General features: G+C 69.2%; 16 protein-coding genes. 5 read left to right on the forward strand and 11 right to left on the reverse strand.

Annotation, left to right across the window (positions count from 1 at the left end):
• Positions 1-27 precede the first annotated feature (27 nt).
• Positions 28-942 (reverse strand): carbohydrate ABC transporter permease, encoded by a 915-nt coding sequence (locus tag ACFVAE_RS13475; protein ID WP_378892966.1) that lies wholly within the window; start codon positions 940-942, stop codon positions 28-30.
• Positions 939-1,793, reverse strand: a complete 855-nt coding sequence (locus ACFVAE_RS13480; protein ID WP_378892968.1) for a carbohydrate ABC transporter permease — start codon at positions 1,791-1,793, stop codon at positions 939-941. Before ACFVAE_RS13480 ends, ACFVAE_RS13475 begins: the two co-directional genes overlap by 4 nt.
• Positions 1,794-2,141: 348 nt before the next feature.
• On the opposite strand from ACFVAE_RS13480, the gene ACFVAE_RS13485 reads away from it, so the two are divergent.
• From ACFVAE_RS13485 to ACFVAE_RS13495, 3 genes are read left to right on the forward strand one after another with little or no spacing between them, the layout of a single operon-like run.
• Entirely contained in the window at positions 2,142-6,179 is a 4,038-nt protein-coding gene (locus tag ACFVAE_RS13485; RefSeq protein WP_378892970.1) for an Ig-like domain-containing protein, read from the forward strand.
• Between the two features lie 8 nt (positions 6,180-6,187).
• Positions 6,188-6,805, forward strand: coding sequence for an SGNH/GDSL hydrolase family protein (locus ACFVAE_RS13490; RefSeq protein WP_378892973.1), 618 nt, complete (start codon positions 6,188-6,190; stop codon positions 6,803-6,805).
• A gap of 18 nt (positions 6,806-6,823) precedes the next feature.
• Positions 6,824-7,474 (forward strand): GntR family transcriptional regulator, encoded by a 651-nt coding sequence (locus ACFVAE_RS13495; protein ID WP_378892975.1) that lies wholly within the window; start codon positions 6,824-6,826, stop codon positions 7,472-7,474.
• Between the two features lie 255 nt (positions 7,475-7,729).
• Here the strand turns inward: ACFVAE_RS13495 and ACFVAE_RS13500 are convergent, their stop codons facing one another.
• The 8 genes from ACFVAE_RS13500 to ACFVAE_RS13535 form a co-directional block, all read right to left on the reverse strand.
• Positions 7,730-8,146: a GIY-YIG nuclease family protein gene (locus tag ACFVAE_RS13500; protein WP_378892977.1), complete on the reverse strand. Its 417-nt coding sequence runs from the start codon at positions 8,144-8,146 to the stop codon at positions 7,730-7,732.
• Between the two features lie 128 nt (positions 8,147-8,274).
• Positions 8,275-9,072 carry an amidohydrolase family protein gene (locus ACFVAE_RS13505; RefSeq protein ID WP_378892979.1) on the reverse strand — a complete coding sequence of 266 codons (798 nt, stop codon included), beginning with the start codon at positions 9,070-9,072 and terminating at the stop codon, positions 8,275-8,277.
• A complete protein-coding gene (locus ACFVAE_RS13510) occupies positions 9,072-10,019 on the reverse strand; it encodes an aldo/keto reductase (protein WP_378892981.1) in 948 nt (315 codons plus the stop codon). The genes ACFVAE_RS13505 and ACFVAE_RS13510 overlap by 1 nt, the downstream gene beginning before the upstream one ends.
• Entirely contained in the window at positions 9,989-10,789 is an 801-nt protein-coding gene (locus ACFVAE_RS13515) for a ribonuclease activity regulator RraA (RefSeq protein WP_378892983.1), read from the reverse strand. The genes ACFVAE_RS13510 and ACFVAE_RS13515 overlap by 31 nt, the downstream gene beginning before the upstream one ends.
• Complete coding sequence (locus ACFVAE_RS13520) at positions 10,786-12,708, reverse strand: hypothetical protein (protein WP_378892986.1); 1,923 nt, start codon at positions 12,706-12,708, stop codon at positions 10,786-10,788. The genes ACFVAE_RS13515 and ACFVAE_RS13520 overlap by 4 nt, the downstream gene beginning before the upstream one ends.
• 4 nt (positions 12,709-12,712) lie before the next feature.
• A complete protein-coding gene (locus ACFVAE_RS13525) occupies positions 12,713-13,567 on the reverse strand; it encodes a carbohydrate ABC transporter permease (protein ID WP_378892989.1) in 855 nt (284 codons plus the stop codon).
• Complete coding sequence (locus tag ACFVAE_RS13530; RefSeq protein ID WP_378892992.1) at positions 13,567-14,481, reverse strand: carbohydrate ABC transporter permease; 915 nt, start codon at positions 14,479-14,481, stop codon at positions 13,567-13,569. Before ACFVAE_RS13530 ends, ACFVAE_RS13525 begins: the two co-directional genes overlap by 1 nt.
• 106 nt (positions 14,482-14,587) lie before the next feature.
• Positions 14,588-15,859, reverse strand: coding sequence for an ABC transporter substrate-binding protein (locus tag ACFVAE_RS13535; RefSeq protein ID WP_378892996.1), 1,272 nt, complete (start codon positions 15,857-15,859; stop codon positions 14,588-14,590).
• A gap of 113 nt (positions 15,860-15,972) precedes the next feature.
• Between ACFVAE_RS13535 and ACFVAE_RS13540 the strand changes: the two genes are divergently transcribed.
• Complete coding sequence (locus ACFVAE_RS13540; RefSeq protein ID WP_378892999.1) at positions 15,973-16,944, forward strand: DMT family transporter; 972 nt, start codon at positions 15,973-15,975, stop codon at positions 16,942-16,944.
• A gap of 3 nt (positions 16,945-16,947) precedes the next feature.
• Here ACFVAE_RS13540 and ACFVAE_RS13545 read toward each other — a convergent pair whose 3' ends face one another.
• Complete coding sequence (locus ACFVAE_RS13545; RefSeq protein ID WP_378893003.1) at positions 16,948-18,096, reverse strand: epoxide hydrolase family protein; 1,149 nt, start codon at positions 18,094-18,096, stop codon at positions 16,948-16,950.
• Positions 18,097-18,157: 61 nt separating this feature from the next.
• On the opposite strand from ACFVAE_RS13545, the gene ACFVAE_RS13550 reads away from it, so the two are divergent.
• On the forward strand, positions 18,158-19,114 hold the full coding sequence (locus tag ACFVAE_RS13550; RefSeq protein ID WP_378893006.1) for a helix-turn-helix transcriptional regulator: 957 nt from the start codon (positions 18,158-18,160) through the stop codon (positions 19,112-19,114).
• Positions 19,115-19,151: the final 37 nt, after the last annotated feature.

Consider the following 19,151-nt stretch of genomic DNA (forward strand, 5'->3'; position numbering starts at 1 on the left):
TCTGAGTGGGTTTCGGATGGTGGCGGGTCAGCCCTTGACCGCACCGGCGGTCATGCCGCCGACGAGGTAGCGCTGCAGGGCGATGAAGGCGATGGCGACCGGCAGCGACACCACGAGGGATGCCGCCATCAGCTCGGGCCACGCGGTGGAGGCCTCGCCGATGAACGTGTTCACCAGACCCGGAGGCAGCGTCTGCTTGTCGGGGCCGGCGAGGGTGAGGGCGAAGATGAAGTCGTTCCAGCCGCGCACGAAGGCGAACAGACCGGCGGCCACGAGGCCCGGTGCGGCCAGCGGCAGCACGACGGAGTGGATGATGCGCAGGCGCGAGGCGCCGTCGACGAGGGCGGCCTCGATGAGGTCGTCGGGGATCGTGTCGAAGAATCCCTTCAGCATCCACACGCACAGCGGGAGGGTGAAGGTGGTGAACGACAGCACCAGGGCCGCGTAGGTGTTGAGCAGTCCGTACGCCGAGAACACGGTGTACAGCGTGATCAGCAGCAGCGCCTGCGGGAACATCTGCGAGGCCAGCACGAAGTACATCAGGCTGCGGCGGCCGCGGTACCGGAACTTCGAGAACGCGTAGCCCATGTACGCCGAGACGATCACGGAGAGCACGGCGGTGATGACCGAGACGATGATGCTGTTGCGCAGGTAGCCGAACAGGGCGGGGTTGTTCGCCAGCGCGGCGTAGGCGTCGAAGCTGATCTCCGAGGGGAACAGCCGCGGGGGATAGGCGAACACCTCGGTGCGCGGGGTGAGCGAGGTCGCCAGCAGCCAGTACACCGGCAGCAGGGCGAAGCCGCCGAACACGGCGACCACGATCCACGCGCTGATGGTGACGGCGCGTCGGTCGGCGCGCACGCGCGGCTTGCGCATCACCTGCGCTGCAGGCTCGGATGCTGCCGTCGAGACGGCGGGGGAATCGGTGAGCAGCGCGGTCATCGCTTCTCTCCCTTCTCGGAGAACCGGACGTACACGACGACGAGGCCCATCAGCAGCACCATCCAGAGCAGGCCGAGCGCGCCGGCCTTGCCGAGGTCGAACCCGGTGAACGCGGTCTCGTACACCGCGGTGGCGAAGGTCTGGGTGGAGCCGGCGGGGCCGCCGCCGGTGAGCACGTAGATGATGTCGAAGTGCTGGAAGTTCCAGATGAACTCGAGCAGCAGCACCAGCCCGATGATGCCGCTCAGCTGCGGAACGGTGATCGAGAAGAAGCGGCGGACGGTGCCGGCGCCGTCGATCTCGGCCGCCTCGTGCAGCTCGGGCGGCACGGTCTGCAGGCCGGCGAGCAGCATGACCATCATCCAGGGGAAGGACTGCCAGGTCTTGGCGACGATGACCGCGATCATCGCGGTGGTCGGGTTGGCGAGCCAAGCCTGCGGCTCGTCGATCAGGCCGATCGACTGCAGCACGGCATTCATCACGCCGTAGTTGGCGTTGAAGATCCACATCCACAGGAACGAGACCACGACGCCGGGGATCAGCCAGGGGATCAGCATGACGCCGCGCAGCACCTTGGCACCGCGGATGCGGGTGTTCAGCGCGAGTGCGAGGCCGAAGCCGATGACGAACGGCGCGAGGGTGGTGCCGAGCGTGAAGACGATGGTCTGCCAGAGCAGGCGGAAGAAGTCGCCGGTGAGCACGTCGACGATGTTGTCGAAGCCCACGAACTCGCGGCCCGGTTCGACCAGGCTCTGCTTGAAGAAGGCGGTGACGAGCGCGGTGATCAGCGGGTAGACGACGACGGCGGCGAGCAGGGCGAGGCCCGGCGCGGTCAGCAGCAGAGCGAACATCCCGTTCGAGAGTCGTCGGGGGCGACGAGCTGACAGTTTATGTGAACTATCGAGAACTTCTGTCATGACTTGGGCATCCTTGACCTTCGGGCTGACCGGGGAGCGAGGTGCGCTGCCGCGGAGATTCCCATGTTTCCTGGTCATCCCGCTCTTCGTCAACCTGGAGTCGTCACGATCAAGTAACGGGAAGAACTGTGAAAAAGTGAGAAAAGCTGGAAGATTGAGGCAACGATCGCGCGGCAGATCGATGCTTGATTAGCGATTATCGATTAGTTAGGCTTTCGACTGGTCGCCCCAGCGGCCGTGCGGGTCCACACCCGTGCCCCTCGATGAGCAATCGGAGACGCGATGAAGCGTGCACTGGCAACTCTGGCCCTGGCGGCGATGATCGGTTCGGCGTTCGCCGCCACCGCCCCGGCATCCGCCGCGGACGGGCCCGCCCTCTACGTGGCACCAGGTGGTGACGACGCCGCATCCGGCACGATCGATGCGCCACTGGCCACCCTGGAGGGTGCGCGCGACCGCATCCGTGAGCTCAAGGCGGGTGCGGGGCTCCCCGACGGCATGACCGTGTTCCTGCGTGAGGGGGAGTACCGACGCAGCGCGTCGTTCACCCTCGGCGCGCAGGACTCCGGCACGGCGGCGCATCCGATCGAATACCGCTCCTACCCGGGCGAGAAGGCGACGCTCACCGGCGGCAGCACGCTGCCGCGCGACGATTTCGCCAAGGTCGCGGATGCCGCGGTGACGGACCGCATCGTCGAGGCGTCCGCCAGGGACAAGGTGCTCGAGATCGACCTGAAGGCGCACGGCCTCACCGACTTCGGAGAGCTCAGCCGGCACGGCTACTGGAAGGCCAACGACGTCAGCAAGACTCCGCCGATGGAGCTCTACATCGCGGGGCAGGGCATGACCCTCGCGCGCTGGCCCAACGCCGATGCGGCCACGCCGACCGTGCAGATGAGTGACATCGTCGATCCCGGCCCCACCCGCAAGGACGCCGACCTGCAGGACCGCGGCGGCACATTCGCCTACGGCTACGACCGCCCGAAGTTCTGGACGCAGGCGAAGGACGTCTGGCTCGACGGCATCTTCGGCTACAGCTGGGAGTGGTCGTACAACAAGATCGAGAAGATCGACACGGCGGCCAAGACCATCACGCTGCGCTACGGCGAGATGTCCGGGATCATGAAGAGCTGGTTCCCCGACTTCCACTTCGCGCAGAACCTGCTGGAGGAGCTCGACGCACCCGGCGAGTACTACATCGACCGGGATGCCGGGAAGCTGTACCTGATCCCGAACGCCGCATTCACCTCGGGCGAGGGCGACGTCACGGTCACCACGCTGGACGAGCCGATGCTGCGCACCGACGACACCTCGTACGTCACCTTCGACGACATCGTCATGGAGTATGGGCGCGCCACCGCCGCCGTCATCCTCGGCGGCTCGAACGTGAAGATCTCGCACTCCGACATCCGCAACTTCACCGACGGCGGTGTGCTGATCAACTCGCCCGGCCGCTACACCTACGACGGCATCCCGGTGAACCGCGGCGGCCGCGACCACGCGGTCACCGACTCGAAGATCACGCACGTCGGCGGCATCGGCGTGGTGCTGCAGGGCGGCGACAAGAAGTCCCTCGAACCGGGGCGCAACCGGGTCGAGAACTCCGAGATCGCCGACTTCGCGTACTACCACAAGGCCTACAACCCGGGCGTGATGTTCGACGGCGTCGGCAACGTCGCCAGGAACAACAAGATCCACGACGCCCCGCACCCGGGCATCATCGTCTACGGCAACGACCACCTGTTCGAGCGCAACGAGGTCTACGACGTCTGCAAGCAGTTCAACGACCTCGGCGCCATCTACATGAACTCCGGCAAGACGCCGCAGCAGCGCGGGCACGTGTTCCGCGAGAACTACTTCCACGACATCGGCGTGGGCATCGCCGGCGTCGAGGGCATCTACGCGGACAACTTCACGTGGGACCTCACGATCGAGAAGAACGTGTTCGTGAACATGGGCAACTCGGCGATCAAGAGCGGCTCGGCGGACTACATCACCGCCAGCAACAACGTCTTCGTCGACGCCTACGTGCCCTACGACAACTACGAGCAGTGGATGGGCGACCAGGAGGGCAACGTCGTCGACCGCGACTACATGCCGGCCTGGAAGCAGGTCTTCGCAGATAACAACGACTTCGTCGGCACGCCGTACCTCGAGAAATACCCGGAGCTGGCGCACTTCTTCGAGGACGACCACTACTTCCCGAACCACAGCACGTATGCGAAGAACGTGGTCTGGAACCCGAACCGCAAGCCGATCGCCGGCCTGAACGACCAGGGTGCGAAGGACGGCAAGAACCTGCTGAACTACGGCGCGAACATGGTCGCCGCTGCGGACCCCGGCTTCGTGGATGCCGCGAAGGGCGACTACACGCTGAAGGCCGACTCCGAGGTGTTCTCGAAGATCCCCGGGTTCGAGCCGATCGCGTTCGACCAGATCGGTGTGCAGGGGCACATCGGGCAGTCCCAGTCGCCCGAGAAGGTGGCGCTGAAAGGCATCGCGTTCGACAGCGAGCGACTGACCATCGACGCCGGCGACCAGGCCAGAGTGCGCGCCGTGCCCCTGCCGTGGAACGCCGCGGATGCCGCGGTCACCTACGCCTCCGCCGACGCCGCGGTCGCCACGGTCGACGCCAAGGGCGTCGTGCTCGGCATGGGTCCGGGCACCACCACCGTCACCGCGACGGCGAAGTCCGATCCGACCAAGAAGGCGACCATCGAGGTCCTCGTGGCCGAGGGCGATGGAGTGCTGCACTTCACGGACTTCGAGTCTGGTGCGAACGGCTGGCCGACCGATCCGAACCGCAGCATCCAGATCGATGCGACGGGCAACAAGGTCTACCGCATCGTGACCGGTGCGAACTCGCTGCTGCCGCGCGACTTCACCAAGTTCGTGCTGGACTTCGACGTCACGCCGCCGGCCGGTGACATCGCCACCTCCGGTCTGGTCATCTACAACCGCAACCAGAACGGCGGCGGGTACGTCCGCTATCGCAATGCCGCCGCCGGCCCGACCTGGGACATCTTCGACAGCAACTGGCAGGTCATCGCCGAGAAGGTGCTCCCGGCAGACCAGGCGCTGCCGAACGGCAAGACCTCTCACGTGCGGATCGCCGTGCAGGACGGCAAGGTCAGGATCGTCGTGAACGGCTCCGTGGCGCTGGAGGGCAAGGATCCGGCACCGGGCGCGGCCGGCAAGGTCGGTTTCTACGTCGAGGGCTACAAGTCGCTCGACCTCGACAACATCGGGTTCTCGCTCTCCGGAGTCCCGATGACCGGCATCAGCCTGGATGCCGAGAAGCTCGCGCTGAACGTGGGCGAGCGCCACAGCGCCAAGGTCACGGCAGCCCCGGAAGATGCCAGCGACACCCGCGTGAGCTGGGCGAGCGCCGACCCGAAGGTCGCGACGGTCGTCGACGGACGCATCGCGGCGGTCGGCGCCGGCAGCACGACGATCACCGCCACATCCGTCGCCGACCCGTCGCTCACCGACTCCGTGACCGTGACGGTGGCCGACGCCGAGTACCCCGCGCTGCGTCTGGACGCCCAGCTGAAGGATGCCGCGAACTGGAGCGTCGCCGACGGCATCGCCGTCGACAAGGACGGCGTGCGCCTGAACGCCCAGGGCGTCTACGGGTACAAGGCGGAGCGCTACGGTGACCGGCTGCTGCAGTTCGACGCGGACTTCGGGGCGTTCGACGGCGGCTGGTACGGCTTCCAGGTGCGTTCCGACCAGACCGGGCTGCCGGCGTGGCAGAACTCGAACACCGGCTACCTGGTCGTGGTGAAGGAGGACACCCTCGAGTTCCAGAGCTGGTCGCCCGGCCAGACGATGCTCGATGTCATCCCCAACACCGTCATCGACCCGAACAGCACGCACCGCATCGAGGTCGGCGCGATCGCTGAGAACGGCGGAACGCGCGTGGTGCTGCGGGTGGACGGCAAGACCGTGTGGAACGTGCTCGACGCGCGGCAGAACCTGCGCATCGGAGCGGACGGGTACCTGAACCTGTATCACTACGCGAAGGAGAACACCCTCACGGTGCGGCCCACTCCGCCGCCGGCGACCGTCACCGGCATCAGCTGGTCGGACGACGCGAAGCCGAAGACCGCGTACCTGGTCGGTGAAGAGCTCGACACCACCGGGATGCTGCTCGATGTGCAGTGGAGCGACGGCACCGTGACGCAGCGGCAGGCGACCGCCGACATGGTGACCGGCTTCGACAGCCGCAAGGTGCGTCCGAACCAGACCCTGACCGTCACACTGGACACGGCGACCGTCACGCTCAAGACATCCGTGCGCAACAAGCTGAAGAACTAGGAGAGAAGATGTCCGAACCCCGCAGGATCGTGTTCATCGGCGATTCGATCACCGACGCCGGTCGCGATCGCGACGACGCGACCTCGCTCGGCGACGGCTACGTGTCGCTGCTGGCCGACGAGCTGGTCGCCGGCGGTGCCACCGTGCGCAACCTCGGCATCGCCGGGAACCGGGTCGCAGACCTCGAGGCCCGCTGGGACGCCGAACTCATGCCGACTGCGCCCGAGCTGCTCACGGTCTACGTGGGTGTGAACGAGATGCTCCGCCGCCACGACAGCGACGACCCGACCGACACGGCGGACTACGAGGCGGCGTACCGCCGCATCCTCGACGCCGTGGTCGCGGCGCACGCGCCGCGCCTGATCCTCATGGAGCCGTTCTTCCTGCCGCTGGACGACGAGCAGCAGGGCTGGCTCGTCGACCTGGAGGAGAAGAGGCGGGTCGTGGGTCGCCTCGCGGGGGAGTACGGTGCCGCTCTCGTGCCGCTGACCACGCTGTTCGACGCGGCGGCGGAGGGGCGTGACGTCGCCGAACTCGCACCGGACGGCGTGCATCCGACCACTGAGGGATCCCGCCTGATCGCCCAGGCGTGGCGGGACGCCGCAGGCATTAGCGATAGTCGATAACGAAAGTAGACTGTGAACATGACGGATGCGCTCGGGGCGATGGGGCTGCAGCGGGGGCTGCTCTCCGATCAGATCTACTCGATGATCAAGGAGATGATCAAGGACTCGACCCTGGCACCCGGCGAGCAGCTCGTGGAGTCGCAGCTGGCCCGCCAGCTGCAGGTCAGCCAGGCGCCGGTGCGCGATGCGCTGAAGCTGCTGGCGCACGAAGGGCTCGTGTCGCACGTGCGGCACCAGGGCAACTTCGTCGCCAGCTACTCGCAGGAGGAGGCGAGCCAGGCCAAGGTCGCCCGCGTCGAGCTCGAGGGCCTGGCCGGGCGCCTCGCCTGCGGCACGCTCGACGACGAGCGCCGCGCCGCTCTCGTCGCACTCATCGACGAGATGCACCAGGCGGCGGATGCCGGCGATCTGGCGCGGTTCCGCGAGCTCGACTTCACCTTCCACCGTGCGGTGATCGAGGCGAGCGGCAACGTCTACCTGCCGAAGATGTGGGATCTGCTCGAGCCCAGCCTGCGCGTGATGCACGTGCTCGGCGACCCGAAGTTCACCGGTGACTGGCACGAGGTGGCCGACTGGCACCGCGGACTGCTCGACGTGCTCGACGCCGGCGACGCGGATGCTGCCGCCGACCTGTTCCGCAGCCACGCCGCCGGCACCCTCCTCGAGTAGGCCGACTCCGGCTCCTGAGCGAGCGAAGCGAGACGAAGGACGTCACGCCCCGGAGGTCAAACCTTTCAGGCGCCTGGGGCTCAACCTTCCCGGCTCCTGAGCGAGCGAAGCGAGACGAAGGACGTCACGCCCCGGTGGTCCAACCTTCCGGACGACTGGGGCTCAACCTTCCCGGCTCCTGAGCGAGCGAAGCGAGACGAAGGACGTCAGTCCCAGCTGAGAGGACGCCCTTCGTCTCGCTCGTTCCTCGCTCGCTCAGGGCCCGGGGCGTGCGGCAGTCTGATCCCCGGTTCCGGAGGTCCAACCCTCCGGGCTCCTGGGGTCCAACCTTCCCGGCTCCTGAGCGAGCGAAGCGAGACGAAGGACGTCAGTCACTCTCCGCGGTCCGCTTCGCCTCACGCTGCCTTCTGCTCCATCCGGGGAGCGCCTCGTACTTCCCGTCGATGAGGAGCTGCTTCTTGGCGCGCGACCAACCGTGGATTCGCGTTCCCATCCGTACGCCTCGTCGACGCGCGCGAATTCCGCGGACCACACGAGTTCGACCGGGCGACGTCGTCTCGTGTAGTCGCCGCCCTCACCGAACTCGTGCTGGGCGAGGCGGTGCTCGAGGTTCCAGGTGCTTCCGGTGTAGAGGCTGCCATCCGAGCACTTCAGGATGTAGACGTGAGGCATGCGGTGAAGCTACGCCGTTCCGGAGCCGGGTGTTCGGAGTTCTCCACAGGTACGCCCTTCGTCTCGCTTCGCTCGCTCAGGGTGCGGGTCGGGGGAGTGGGGTGCGCCCTTCGTCTCGCTTCGCTCGCTCAGGGTGCGGGTACGAGGGGATACAGGCGGGTCGCAGTGCCGGACCAGAAGGCCGGGGTGTCGGGCATCGCGCGGGAGACGGCGTCGACGACCTGGGCGTAGGAGTGCGTGCGGGCCGACATCGGCCAGTCGCTGCCGAACATCAGGCGGTCGGCGCCGAACAGGGTCGCAGCCGTGCGGGCGAGCGCCGCGAGTTCGGCATCCGTCCGGCTCGGCGAGAGCAGCCCGGAGAACTTCGCGTGCGCGTTGGGCCCGGCAGCGAACGCCGCCAGCCCCGACCGCCACGTCTCCGTGGCGGCGTCGTGGCCGAGCCCGAGGTGGCACAGCACGATCGACGTCGCCGGATGCCGGCGGGCGAGCGCCGCCGCGCCCTCCAGCTGCTCCGGGCGCACGAGCAGTTCCAGCACCCGCCCGGCCGCCCCCAGTGCGTCGGCCAGTTCATCCAGCCCCGGCACGTCCGAGAGGTCGGCAGCGAACTGCGGGATCGCCGCGCGGATGCCGCTGAACGCGGCGCCCTCGAAGGCCGTGGCCCCGAGCATCGCGCCCGGCGCGGGCTCGTACTGCAGCACGGCGCGGGAGAGCACTCCGTCGGACGCGGTCGTCGCCGTCAGCCAGCGCGCCTCCTCGACGGAGTTCGCGACCTGCACGGCGACGGCGGCCGAGACCCCGCGGGGCACGGCCGCGTCGCGAAAGGCGTCTGGAGCGGAGGCGCGGGGCAGACCGAGATCGTCGCGGAACCAGGGGATCGGGAACGCGTCGGCGTCCCAGACGTGCACGTGCGCGTCGACGATGCCCATCAGACGGTGGCCACCTCGTCGAGCGCGCCCCACAGCTCGTCGGGGATCGCGGCATCCCGTCCTCGCACGAACGCGAGAACCTCGTCCGGAGTGCGCGCGCCGACCACGACGCCGTCGGCGCCGTGCCGCAGCGGGAACCGCACGGCCGCGTCGGCCAGCGCGACGCCGTGCGCCGCGCACAGGTCCCGCATGCGCAGTGCGCGCTCGATGAGGGCGTCGTCCGCGCGGCGGTAGTCGAAGAACGGCGACCCCTCCGGGTCGACGAGGATCCCGGAGTTGAACACTCCGGCCGCGACGATCGACACGCCCCGCTCGGCCGCGAGCGGCATCAGCCGCTCCTGGGCGCCGCGGTCGATCAGCGTGAGCCGACCGGCCTCCATGAGCACGTCGACCGGCGCCTCCGCCGCGTAGCGCTCCAGCACGGGGAGCACGCCGTTGCCGACACCGATCGTGCGCACGACGCCCTGTTCCCGCAGTTCCGTCATCGCCGTCAGCGCACCGGCCATCGCGGCGTCCACGTCGAGCGGATCGTGCAGGTAGAGCACGTCCACGCGGTCGGTGCCCAGCAGCGCGAGGCTGCTCTCCAGGCTGCGCCAGACCGCGTCGCGGCTGAGGTCGGCGACCGAGCTGTCGCCGACCTGGCCCGGGGCGACGGGTGCCCCTGCGGCATCCACCAGCAGGCGTCCGACCTTCGTGCCGAGCGTGTAGGTGTCGCGCGGAACCCCTTGCAGGGCGAGGCCGAGGCGGCGCTCGCTCTCGCCGGAGCCGTACAGCGGCGCGGTGTCGAAGAACCGCACACCGGCATCCAGCGCAGCGTGCACGGTGGCGACGGCGTCGTCGTCCGCGACCGGAGTGAACAGGTTGCCGATCGGCGCACAGCCGAGGCCGAGGTCGTCGCGCAGCGACGGGTCGGATGTCAGCGGGCGGAAGGCTGCAGGGAGCGCCATGCCTCGTACTCCTCGCGGGTGTCGGGGGTGAGCGGGTAGTAGTCGCTCAGCCGGGCGCCCTCGTCGAGGCGGCTGCGGCTGAACACCTCCCATTCCTCGTGGTCGCGTGCGGACTCGACCACCTGCGGGGCCATCGCCTGCGGCACGATCACGGGTCCGTCGTCGTCGGCGATCACCAGGTCTCCTGGCATGCACAGCGCGCCGCCGACGGCCACGGGCACGTCGTACGCCCACGGCGCCAGCTCGGACTGCGAGGCGTAGTGCGGGGTCGTCCCCGTGCACCACACCGGGATGCCCATGGCGCGGATGCGGCCGGCGTCGCGGATGCGGCCGTCGACGACGATGCCGGCCCCGCCCTTGCGGATGAAGTAGCGCACCAGGATGTCGCCGAGGCATCCGGAGAACCTGCTGCCGTAGGCCTGCACCACCAGCACGTCGCCGGGCTGCACGGCCTCGAGCACGTGCCACAGGGCGGTGTGCCGCTCGGCGTACTCCTGCTCGACCCCGGCGGCTGCGTCCTGCGGCAGTGCCATGTCCTCGCGCTGCGGCATGAACTGCAGGGTGAGTGCCGAACCGACGACGCGGCTGCCGGTGGTCAGCGGCGTCGGGCCGTCGACGAAGGTGCGGCGGATGCCGAACTGGTGCAGCTTCGCGCAGGCCGTGGCCGACGACAGCGTCGAGAAGTCCTCGACGACGGCGGCGTCGGGGCGGGCGTACGCCGGACCCCGCACCGGGAGTGCGAAGTCGGGTCGGATCAGTTCGGCGGTCATGCGTGTCCTTCGGTGGTGAGATGCCGTGGCGAGCCGGTCGCCCTGGCGAGGGTGAGGTCGAGGTCGGCCCCGTGCGCGGGCGGGAGCGTGACGACGAGGTCGTCGTCACAGTCGGCCGTCCGCGTCACGAACGCGCCGACGGGGGATGCGTAGGAGCCGGATGCCCCGGGATATCCGCCCTGCTCCTCGACGTGCGCGGTGACGGCGACGATGCGGTCCAGCCCGAATCGGCCGCCGCGGATGCGGAGGGTGCGCGTGTGCACGACCGAGGTGTTCACCAGCCGCAGGCCGACGCCGTCCTCGTCGAGGCGGTGCACCAGCGCGGCGACGTCCTCCGGGAGGCCGGGTCGGCCGTGGTCGACGTCCTCGTAGCGCAGCGCCGTGAACCCGAGACCGCCGTTGTAGAGCACCTGGGGTGCGCCGCCGACGAGCTGGGTGAGCACCTCGGTCGCGACGGGGTTCACGCGCTGCCAGAAGTGCAGGTGCGCGGCATCCGGGTCGCTGCCGTCGGCGAGCATCATCGCGGTGCGCCGGGCGACCTGGCCGAGCGCCATCTCGAGCGCGCGCTCGGGGTAGTCCGGCAGGTCGCCGGACAGATAGGCGAACCAGCCGGCCTCGTGGCCGGCCTCCTCCTTGTCGCGGAACGGAGCGACGAGATCGACGGATGCCGGGATGCCGTCGGCGACGCGCTGCAGGCGCGCGCGGTCGGACTCGTCGCGGCTCCACCACCAGAGCCAGACCGGGAGGTCGAGCTGCAGCGGGCCGAAGTCGAACCAGCCGTCGATGCCGTGCCGGTAGGGAACCAGCATCCCCGGTTCGTGCGCGGCGGCGCCGTAGCGCGCCATCCATCCGCCGCGCAGGCTGTACGTGCTGTCCGCCACGACGCCGGTGCGTGCCTGATCGAGAATCGTGTCGAGCATGGTGCGCACGAGGTCGAGTGCGTCGTCGTCGCCGGTCATCAGGGCATGGTTGAGCGCGCCGATGAGGGCGCTCATGCCGACGGAGTGCACGCCGTGCGGCCAGGCCCAGCCGTAGTGCCCGCCCCACCAGCGTCCGTCCTGCAGCGAGCCGACCTCGCCGTCGGGGCCGACGTTGTCGGGCATCAGACCGCCGCCGGCCCGCTCCCGCCAGCCGTCGACGTAGCGGCGCACCCAGGCCGCCGCGCCCTCGTCGCCGTCGTAGAGCCAGAGGTTCGCAGCGAGCGAGGTCGCGGCGAGGTTCACGGCGACGTCGCCCGCGGCGCGACGCTGCATCTCGGCGGTCATCCTGGCGGCGTTGCGCGGATCGGCGAGATCCTCCCACTCGCGGATGCCGTCGAGCCCCTGCACGGGGAGCCCGTAGGGGCGCATCTCGGCGCGATCCGCCGAGTAGGGCGCCAGGCGGCCGTCCTCATCCGGGTCATCGAGGCCGACGCGTGCGCCGAGGGCGCCGTTGTGCGGGGCGCGGATGATGTTGCGCTCGGCGTCGTAGTTGCCGTGCGCGGGGTCGAGGAACAGCTCGGCGAAACGGCGGGCCCGCTCGGCGTAGGCGGGGTCGGACGGATCGGCCGCGCAGATGCCGGCGAAGAGCAGCAGCGACTCGCCCTGGTGGAACCAGTCGTAGCCGTTCTCGTACTCGTCGGTGAGCATGCCGGCCTCGGCGAGCTGGCGGGTCACGCCCTCCCAGTGCCGCTTGGCGTCGGCGAGCACCTCGTCCGGCCCGCCGAGCAGGTAGAACGCGGGCCAGTTGAAGAACGGCTCGTAGAGGTCGTCGACGCCGTCGCGGTCCTCGAACTCGGCGACGCCGCGCAGACGGCCGTCCGGCAGGGTGTACCGCTCGGAGAACACGCGCCGCGCGCTCTCGATCTCGTCGAACAGCCGGCGCTGCAGCACGGCCCACGCGGGGATCGTGCGCAGCGGGGAGGCGAACCGGTTGGTCACGTGCTCAGCCCTTCGTCGCGCCGGCGGCCAGGCCGCCGATGATGTGCCGCTGCATGATCACGAAGAACACCACGGCGGGCAGCACCGCCAGCAGCAGAGTCGGGAAGACCTGCGTGTAGTCCGTGGAGAACTGGCCGACCGCGGCGTACACGCCGGTGGTCACCGTGTAGATGCCGGAGCTCGGGCCCAGGATGATCTGCGGGCTGACGAAGTCGTTCCACACGCCGATCGAGTTCAGCACGACGATGGTCGCGACCACGGGCTTCATGATCGGGAAGATGCACGCCCAGAACGCCCGGATCTTCCCGGCACCGTCGAGCGACGCGGCCTCGTCGATCTCGCGGGGGACCGAGCGCAGGTAGGCGGTGAACAGGAAGATCGTCACCGGCAGCGTCGCGGCCGTCTCGAACAGGATGAACCCGGGGATCGTGTTGATCAGGCCGAGGATGCGCAGCACGAACACGACGGGGATCAGCGTGACCTGGCCCGGGATGAACAGACCGGAGACGAACAGCAGCAGCAGTCCGAGATGCCATTTCGACGCTCCGCGCGCGATCACGTAGGCCACTGGGGCGGACAGGATGATGCAGAAGATGTTCACCAGCACGACGAACAGCAGCGTCACGCCGTACGCGGCGATGACGTTGAACTTGCTGCTGGTGATCGCGGCCCAGAGGTACTCGAAGGTGAAGCTCTGCGGAGTGATCAGCAGCGGGTTCTCGATGATGTCGGCCTGCGGCTTGAACGCGTTGATCACCATCGTGTACATCGGGATCAGCATGCCGATCGCGATGATGCCGAGGACGAGCCAGCGGATGCCCGAGACGACGGCGGCCGGGCGGTTTCGTGTCTGCTTCATCAGTCGATGACCTTCTGCTCTGCGCGACGGCGCACCAGGGTGACGGCCAGGCCGATGACCGCGGTGACGATGAGGAGGACCATCGACTGCGCGGCGCCGAAGCCGAGCTCGGAGTTCGCGAAGGAGTTCTTCAGGATCTGGTAGACGATCGTCTGGGTCGAGCCGGCCGGCCCGCCGTCCGTGAGCGAGAGCACGACGTCGTAGACCTTGAGCAGCCCGACCAGGGTGAGCACGATGTTCACGGTGAACACCGGCGCGATCAGGGGCAGCGTGATCGAGCGGAACTGCTGCCAGCGCGAGGCCCCGTCGACGGTGGCCGCCTCGTAGTACTCGGAGGGCACCGACTTGATGCCCGCGAGGAACAGGATCATGTTGAACCCGAAGTGCGCCCACGCGATCGTGAAGATGACGCTGGCCTTGGCGAAGGTCGGGTCGGTGAGGAACGGCAGCGACGGCAGCCCGATCGTGTTCAGCACGCCGTTGACGGCACCCTGCGGCGAGAGCATGGCCGACCAGATGAAGCCGATGATCAGCGAGCTGATCACGTAGGGGTAGAAGAAGATCGTGCGCAGCAGCGTGTTCGACTCGCCGGGGCCCGAGATCAGTGCGGCGACGGCGAGGCCGATGCCGTTGCACAGCACGGTGCCGACGACAGCGACGATGCCGGTGAAGATCGCCGCATCGACCGAGCGCGGGTTGCGGAAGGCCTTGGCGTAGTTGTCCCAGCCGATGAAGTCGAAGTTCAGGCTGTAGCCGTTCCAGTTCGTGAAGCTCAGCACGGCGGCGAGGATCATCGGGATCACGAACATCGCGATGAAGACGGCCACGGCGGGCGCGGCCATGAGGAAGCCGGGCAGCCGCAGCTGCCAGGTCTGCAGCGCCGTGCGGCGCCGAGGGGTGAGGGTCGTGCTCATGGGGATGAGCTCCGATTCGGGTCGGGTGCGGAACATGTCGTCGCTGTTCTGAGCGGATGCTGCAGATGCTGTGGCCGGGGCGGAGGACCGCCCCGGCCACAGGTCATCAGCCGGCGTTCGCCGCGAACCAGTCGTCCATGGACTTCAGCACGTCGGCGGCCTTCGCGCCGCCGATCAGCGCCTGCGTCTGGGTGTTCAGCTCTTCGGAGTATCCGGTCGGCATGGTGCGCTCGCCATAGCCGCCGCCGGTGGGCGTGTACGCCTCCGCGGGGGTCTCGGCGCTGATCTTCTGCAGCTCCTCGCCGAGCGGGGTCATCTCGTACTCGTAGCCGTCGCGGAAGTTGCCGTCGACCGCGAGCTGCGCGGTGACCGCCTTCTTGTCGGTCACCAGGAACTCGATCAACTGCGCCGCGGCATCCTGGCTCTTCGTCGCCTTCAGGATCGAGTACGGGCTGGCGATGTTCGCGCCCATGGCGGGCTGGTCGACGCCGTCGAAGGCCGGGGCGCGGAAGACGCCGATGTCGGCGGAGTCGGCGGCCTTGGCCTGCGTGCCGGCGAACCAGCTGCCCATCGGGTAGACCGCGCTCTTGCCGGAGAGGAAGGCCTGCTCGGCGTCCGGGTACTTGATGCCGAGGGCGTCCTTGGGGATGTAGCCCTTCGCGACCCAGTCGGCGTATGTGTCCACGGCGTCGCCGTAGGTGTCGCCGAAGGTGACCTTGCCGGAGGAGACCTGCTGGAACCACTTCGGGTTCTCGGCGACGATCGTGGGCAGCCCGAGGGCCTGCAGGGCGTGGCTGGACATCCAGTCGCCACCGGTCTGCACGGGGACCTTCCAGCCGGCCTGCTGCAGCTTGCCGAGGTCTTCGGTGAGCTCGTCGACGGTGGTGGGCACCTCGGTGATGCCGGCCTGCTCGAACGCGGTCTTGTTGTAGAAGAACAGGCTCTGCAGCTGGTAGCCGATGCCTGCCATGTAGTTCTTGCCGTCGATCGAGTACTGCTCTGCCAGCGGGCCCTTCTTGGCCCACTCGTACTTCGACAGGTCGACCATCTCAGGGGCGAGCTTCGGGGTCGGCGCGATCGACTGCACGATGTCGGGCGCGTCGCCGGCGGCGAGCAGACGCGGGACCGCCGCCGCGACGCCTTCGGCGCCGGGGTTCTGGATGACGACGTCGATGTCCTTGTGCTCCTTCTCGAAGGGCGCGACCAGGTCGTTCCAGAACTCCTCGGTGAGGTTGGGGGTGACGTTCACGAGCACGCGCAGCGTGGTCTTGCCGTCGGCGGAGGCGGAGTCGCCGCCGTTCGAGCCACTGCAGCCGCCGAGGGCGAGTGCGGCGATGGCGGTGATGCCGACAAGGGGGAGAAGACGGCGCTTGATCATCATTGATCCTTTCCAGGTGGGTGGGACACTGGGGACATTACACTAATCGATAATCGTTTGTGAAGTGCTTTCCCTCGATCTGCCGGGGTTCCCTGAGCCGGTAGCGTCGAGCTGTGGCATCCGCTTCCTCCTCCGCCGGCGCCGGCCGGCACACGGCCCTCGGCCTGCTCATCGCCGTCGGCGCCGCGTTCTCGTTCGGCATGTCCGGCGCCTGGGCGCGCGGCCTCATCGACGCCGGCTGGACGCCGGGCGCCGCGGTGACCGTGCGCGTGTGGGTCGGCGCGCTCGCGCTGCTGATCCCCACGCTGCTCGCGCTGCGCGGACGCTGGGGAGCAGTGCGCCGCAACATCGGCATGATCCTCGCCTACGGCCTGCTCGCCGTCACGGCCACGCAGCTGTTCTACTTCCAGGCGGTGGCGGTGATGGATGTCGGGATCGCTCTGCTGATCGAGTACACGGCGCCCGTCGCCGTCGTGCTCTGGCTGTGGATGCGGCGCGGCGAGCGGCCATCCGCGCGCAGCATCGTCGGTGCGGTGGTCGCGTTCGTCGGGCTGGTGCTCATGCTGGACATCGTCACCGGCGCGCGGCTCGACGTCGGCGGCATCCTCTGGGCGCTCGGCGCGATGGTGGGCGCTGCTGTGTACTTCCTGCTCTCGGCGCGCAGCGACACGGGCGTGCCGCCGATCGCGCTGGCCGGGCTCGGCCTGCTGATCGGCGCCGTCGGGCTCACGCTCGCAGGGCTGGTCGGCGTACTGCCGATGGCCTGGACCACCGGCGACATCGCCTACCGGTTCGGCACGGTTCCCTGGTTCGTCCCGGTGCTCGCGATCGGTCTCGTCGCCGCAGCCCTCGCGTACGTGCTCGGCATCGTCTCGACCCGGATGCTGGGCTCACGACTGGCCTCGTTCGTCGCGCTCGCCGAGGTGGTGGCGGCGATGCTGTTCGGCTGGCTGCTGCTGGGCCAGCTGCCCGACCTGCTGCAGGCGATCGGCGCCGCGCTGGTGCTCGGCGGCGTCGTCCTGGTCAAGCTCGGGGAGCCTCAGGCGCCGGAGTTCGTGGAGCCGCTGCCGGAACAGGCGGACTGACCCTCAGTCGCGCAGCGGTCCGAAGAACGCGCGCATGTCGTCGAGCAGCGTCTCGGGCTCCTCGAGCGCGGCGAAGTGGCCCCCGCGGTCCTCGACGTCGGTCCACCGCACGATGCGGTGATGCGGTTCCTCGGCGAAACGCAGGCCCACGTCGTGCGCGAACACGATCACGGCCGTCGGCACCCCTGAGCTGGGCTTCGGGGCATCCCATGCCGTCGTGAGCCCGTAGGTGACCAGCGCGGCTGATCCGGCGCTCGCCGTGAACCAGTACAGCGAGGCGTTGTCGAACACGAAGCGCTCGCCGAGCACGTCGACCGCGTCCGCCTCGGCCGGGTGCGTCCAGGCCTGCAGCTTGTCGTGGATCCAGGCGAACTGGGCCACAGGGCTGTCCGCAGCCATGGCCCCGATCAGGCCGGGGCGCGTGGACTGGATGGAGATGTAGCCGAACTCGCGCTGCATGAACTCGCCGACCCGGCGCAGCCGGTCGCGCTCCACAGGCGTGAGTGCGGCGGCCGCCACTTCGTCGAGGTCGCCGACGAAGCTGCCCAGGGAGCCGTTCACGTGCACGCCGATCACCCGCTCGGGGGCCAGCCGGCCGAGCTCGGGGGCGACCGCTGCGCCGTGGTCGCCGCCCTGGACGGCGAAGCGGTCGTATCCGAGGCGCGTCATGAGTTCGAGATAGGCGGCGGCGGTGCGCTCCGCTGTCCAGCTGTCATCTGCGAGCGGGGTCGAGAATCCGAATCCCGGATGCGAGGGGATGATCACGTCGAAGGGCATCTCGGCGTCCTCGGTGAGCGGTCCGATGAGGCCCTCGAACTCGAGGAACGAGCCGGGCCAGCCGTGCAGCAGCAGGACCGGCACGGCGCCCGGGTGCGGCGACCGCACGTGCACGGCATGGATGGCCTGGCCGTCGACGCTCGTCACGATCTGGGGCAGTGCGGCGAGGCGACGCTCGGTGGCCCGCCAGTCGTGCTCCGCCCAGCGGGCCACGAGCTCGGCGAGCACCGCCACCGGCACGCCGCGGTCCCAGCCGTCACCGGGCAGAGGCTGGGGGAGGCGTGCCGCGCGCAGCCGCGCGCGCAGATCGTCGAGCGCCTCGTCGGAGACCTCGATGCGGAAGGGGAGGACGGCGTCCGTCTGCTGTGCGTTCATGTCTCCATGCTCCGGCGCTATCCGGTCGCAATATGACCGGAGAAGCGAGAATCATGGAGTCATGACGCGCACGACCGGCCGCACTCTCGCCCTCCTCTCCCTGTTGCAGGTCCGCCGCGACTGGACCGGCGCCGAGCTCCGCGAGCGACTGGAGGTGAGCGACCGGACCCTGCGCCGCGACATCGATGACCTGCGCGAGCTCGGCTACGGGATCGAGGCCACCCGCGGTCGTCACGGCGGCTACCGGCTGGGCCCCGGCGCGAGCGTTCCGCCGCTGACCCTGCTCGACGACGAGTCCGTCGCCATCGCGGTCGGGCTCCGCGCCGCGGCGGCGAGTGTGGTGACGGGGATGGAGGAGGCCGCCGGACGCGCCCTCGCCAAGCTCGAGCAGTCGCTCTCGGCCGCGGCGCGCGCCCGGATCATCGAGGTGGAGCGGGCGATGGTGCGTCTCGATCCGGCCGAGGGCGGCGGCGTCGACCTCGACGTGGTCACCGCGCTCGCCGCGGCGATCTCCGCCCGCCGCAGGCTGCGCATCGACTACACCCGGCACGACGGCGCCGAGGTGCGCCGCATCGTCGAGCCGCACCGGATCGTGCACACGGACGAGCGCTGGTATCTCGTCGCGCGCGACGTGGAGCGCGAGGAGTGGCGCACGCTTCGCGTCGATCGCATCCGCCGTCCGTTCACCCTGCCGGAGGAGTTCGCCGAGCGGGCGGTCCCCGATGACGCCGTGCGTCAGTTCACCGCGCGCAGCATCACGACCGCGCCCTATCCGTTCCGTGCGCGGGTGCGGATGCAGGCGCCGGCGGCGGAGGTGCGGCGGCGGTTCGACGCGACGATCGCGACGGTGACCGCGGAGGGCGATGAGAGCTGCATCCTCGAGGCGGGGTCACGCGATCCGCAGGAGTTCGCGCTCTATCTCGGGATGTCGCGGTTCCGGTTCGAGGTCCTGGAGGGTGCCGAGGTGCGGCAGGCGGTCGCAGCGATGGGGGAGCGGCTGCGGAACGCGGCTTCCTGAACTGTATACGCTGAATGTGCGTATCGGCCCTGATCGC

The sequence above is a fragment of the Microbacterium sp. NPDC057659 genome (assembly GCF_042799915.1).
Classification (GTDB): Bacteria; Actinomycetota; Actinomycetes; order Actinomycetales; family Microbacteriaceae; genus Microbacterium.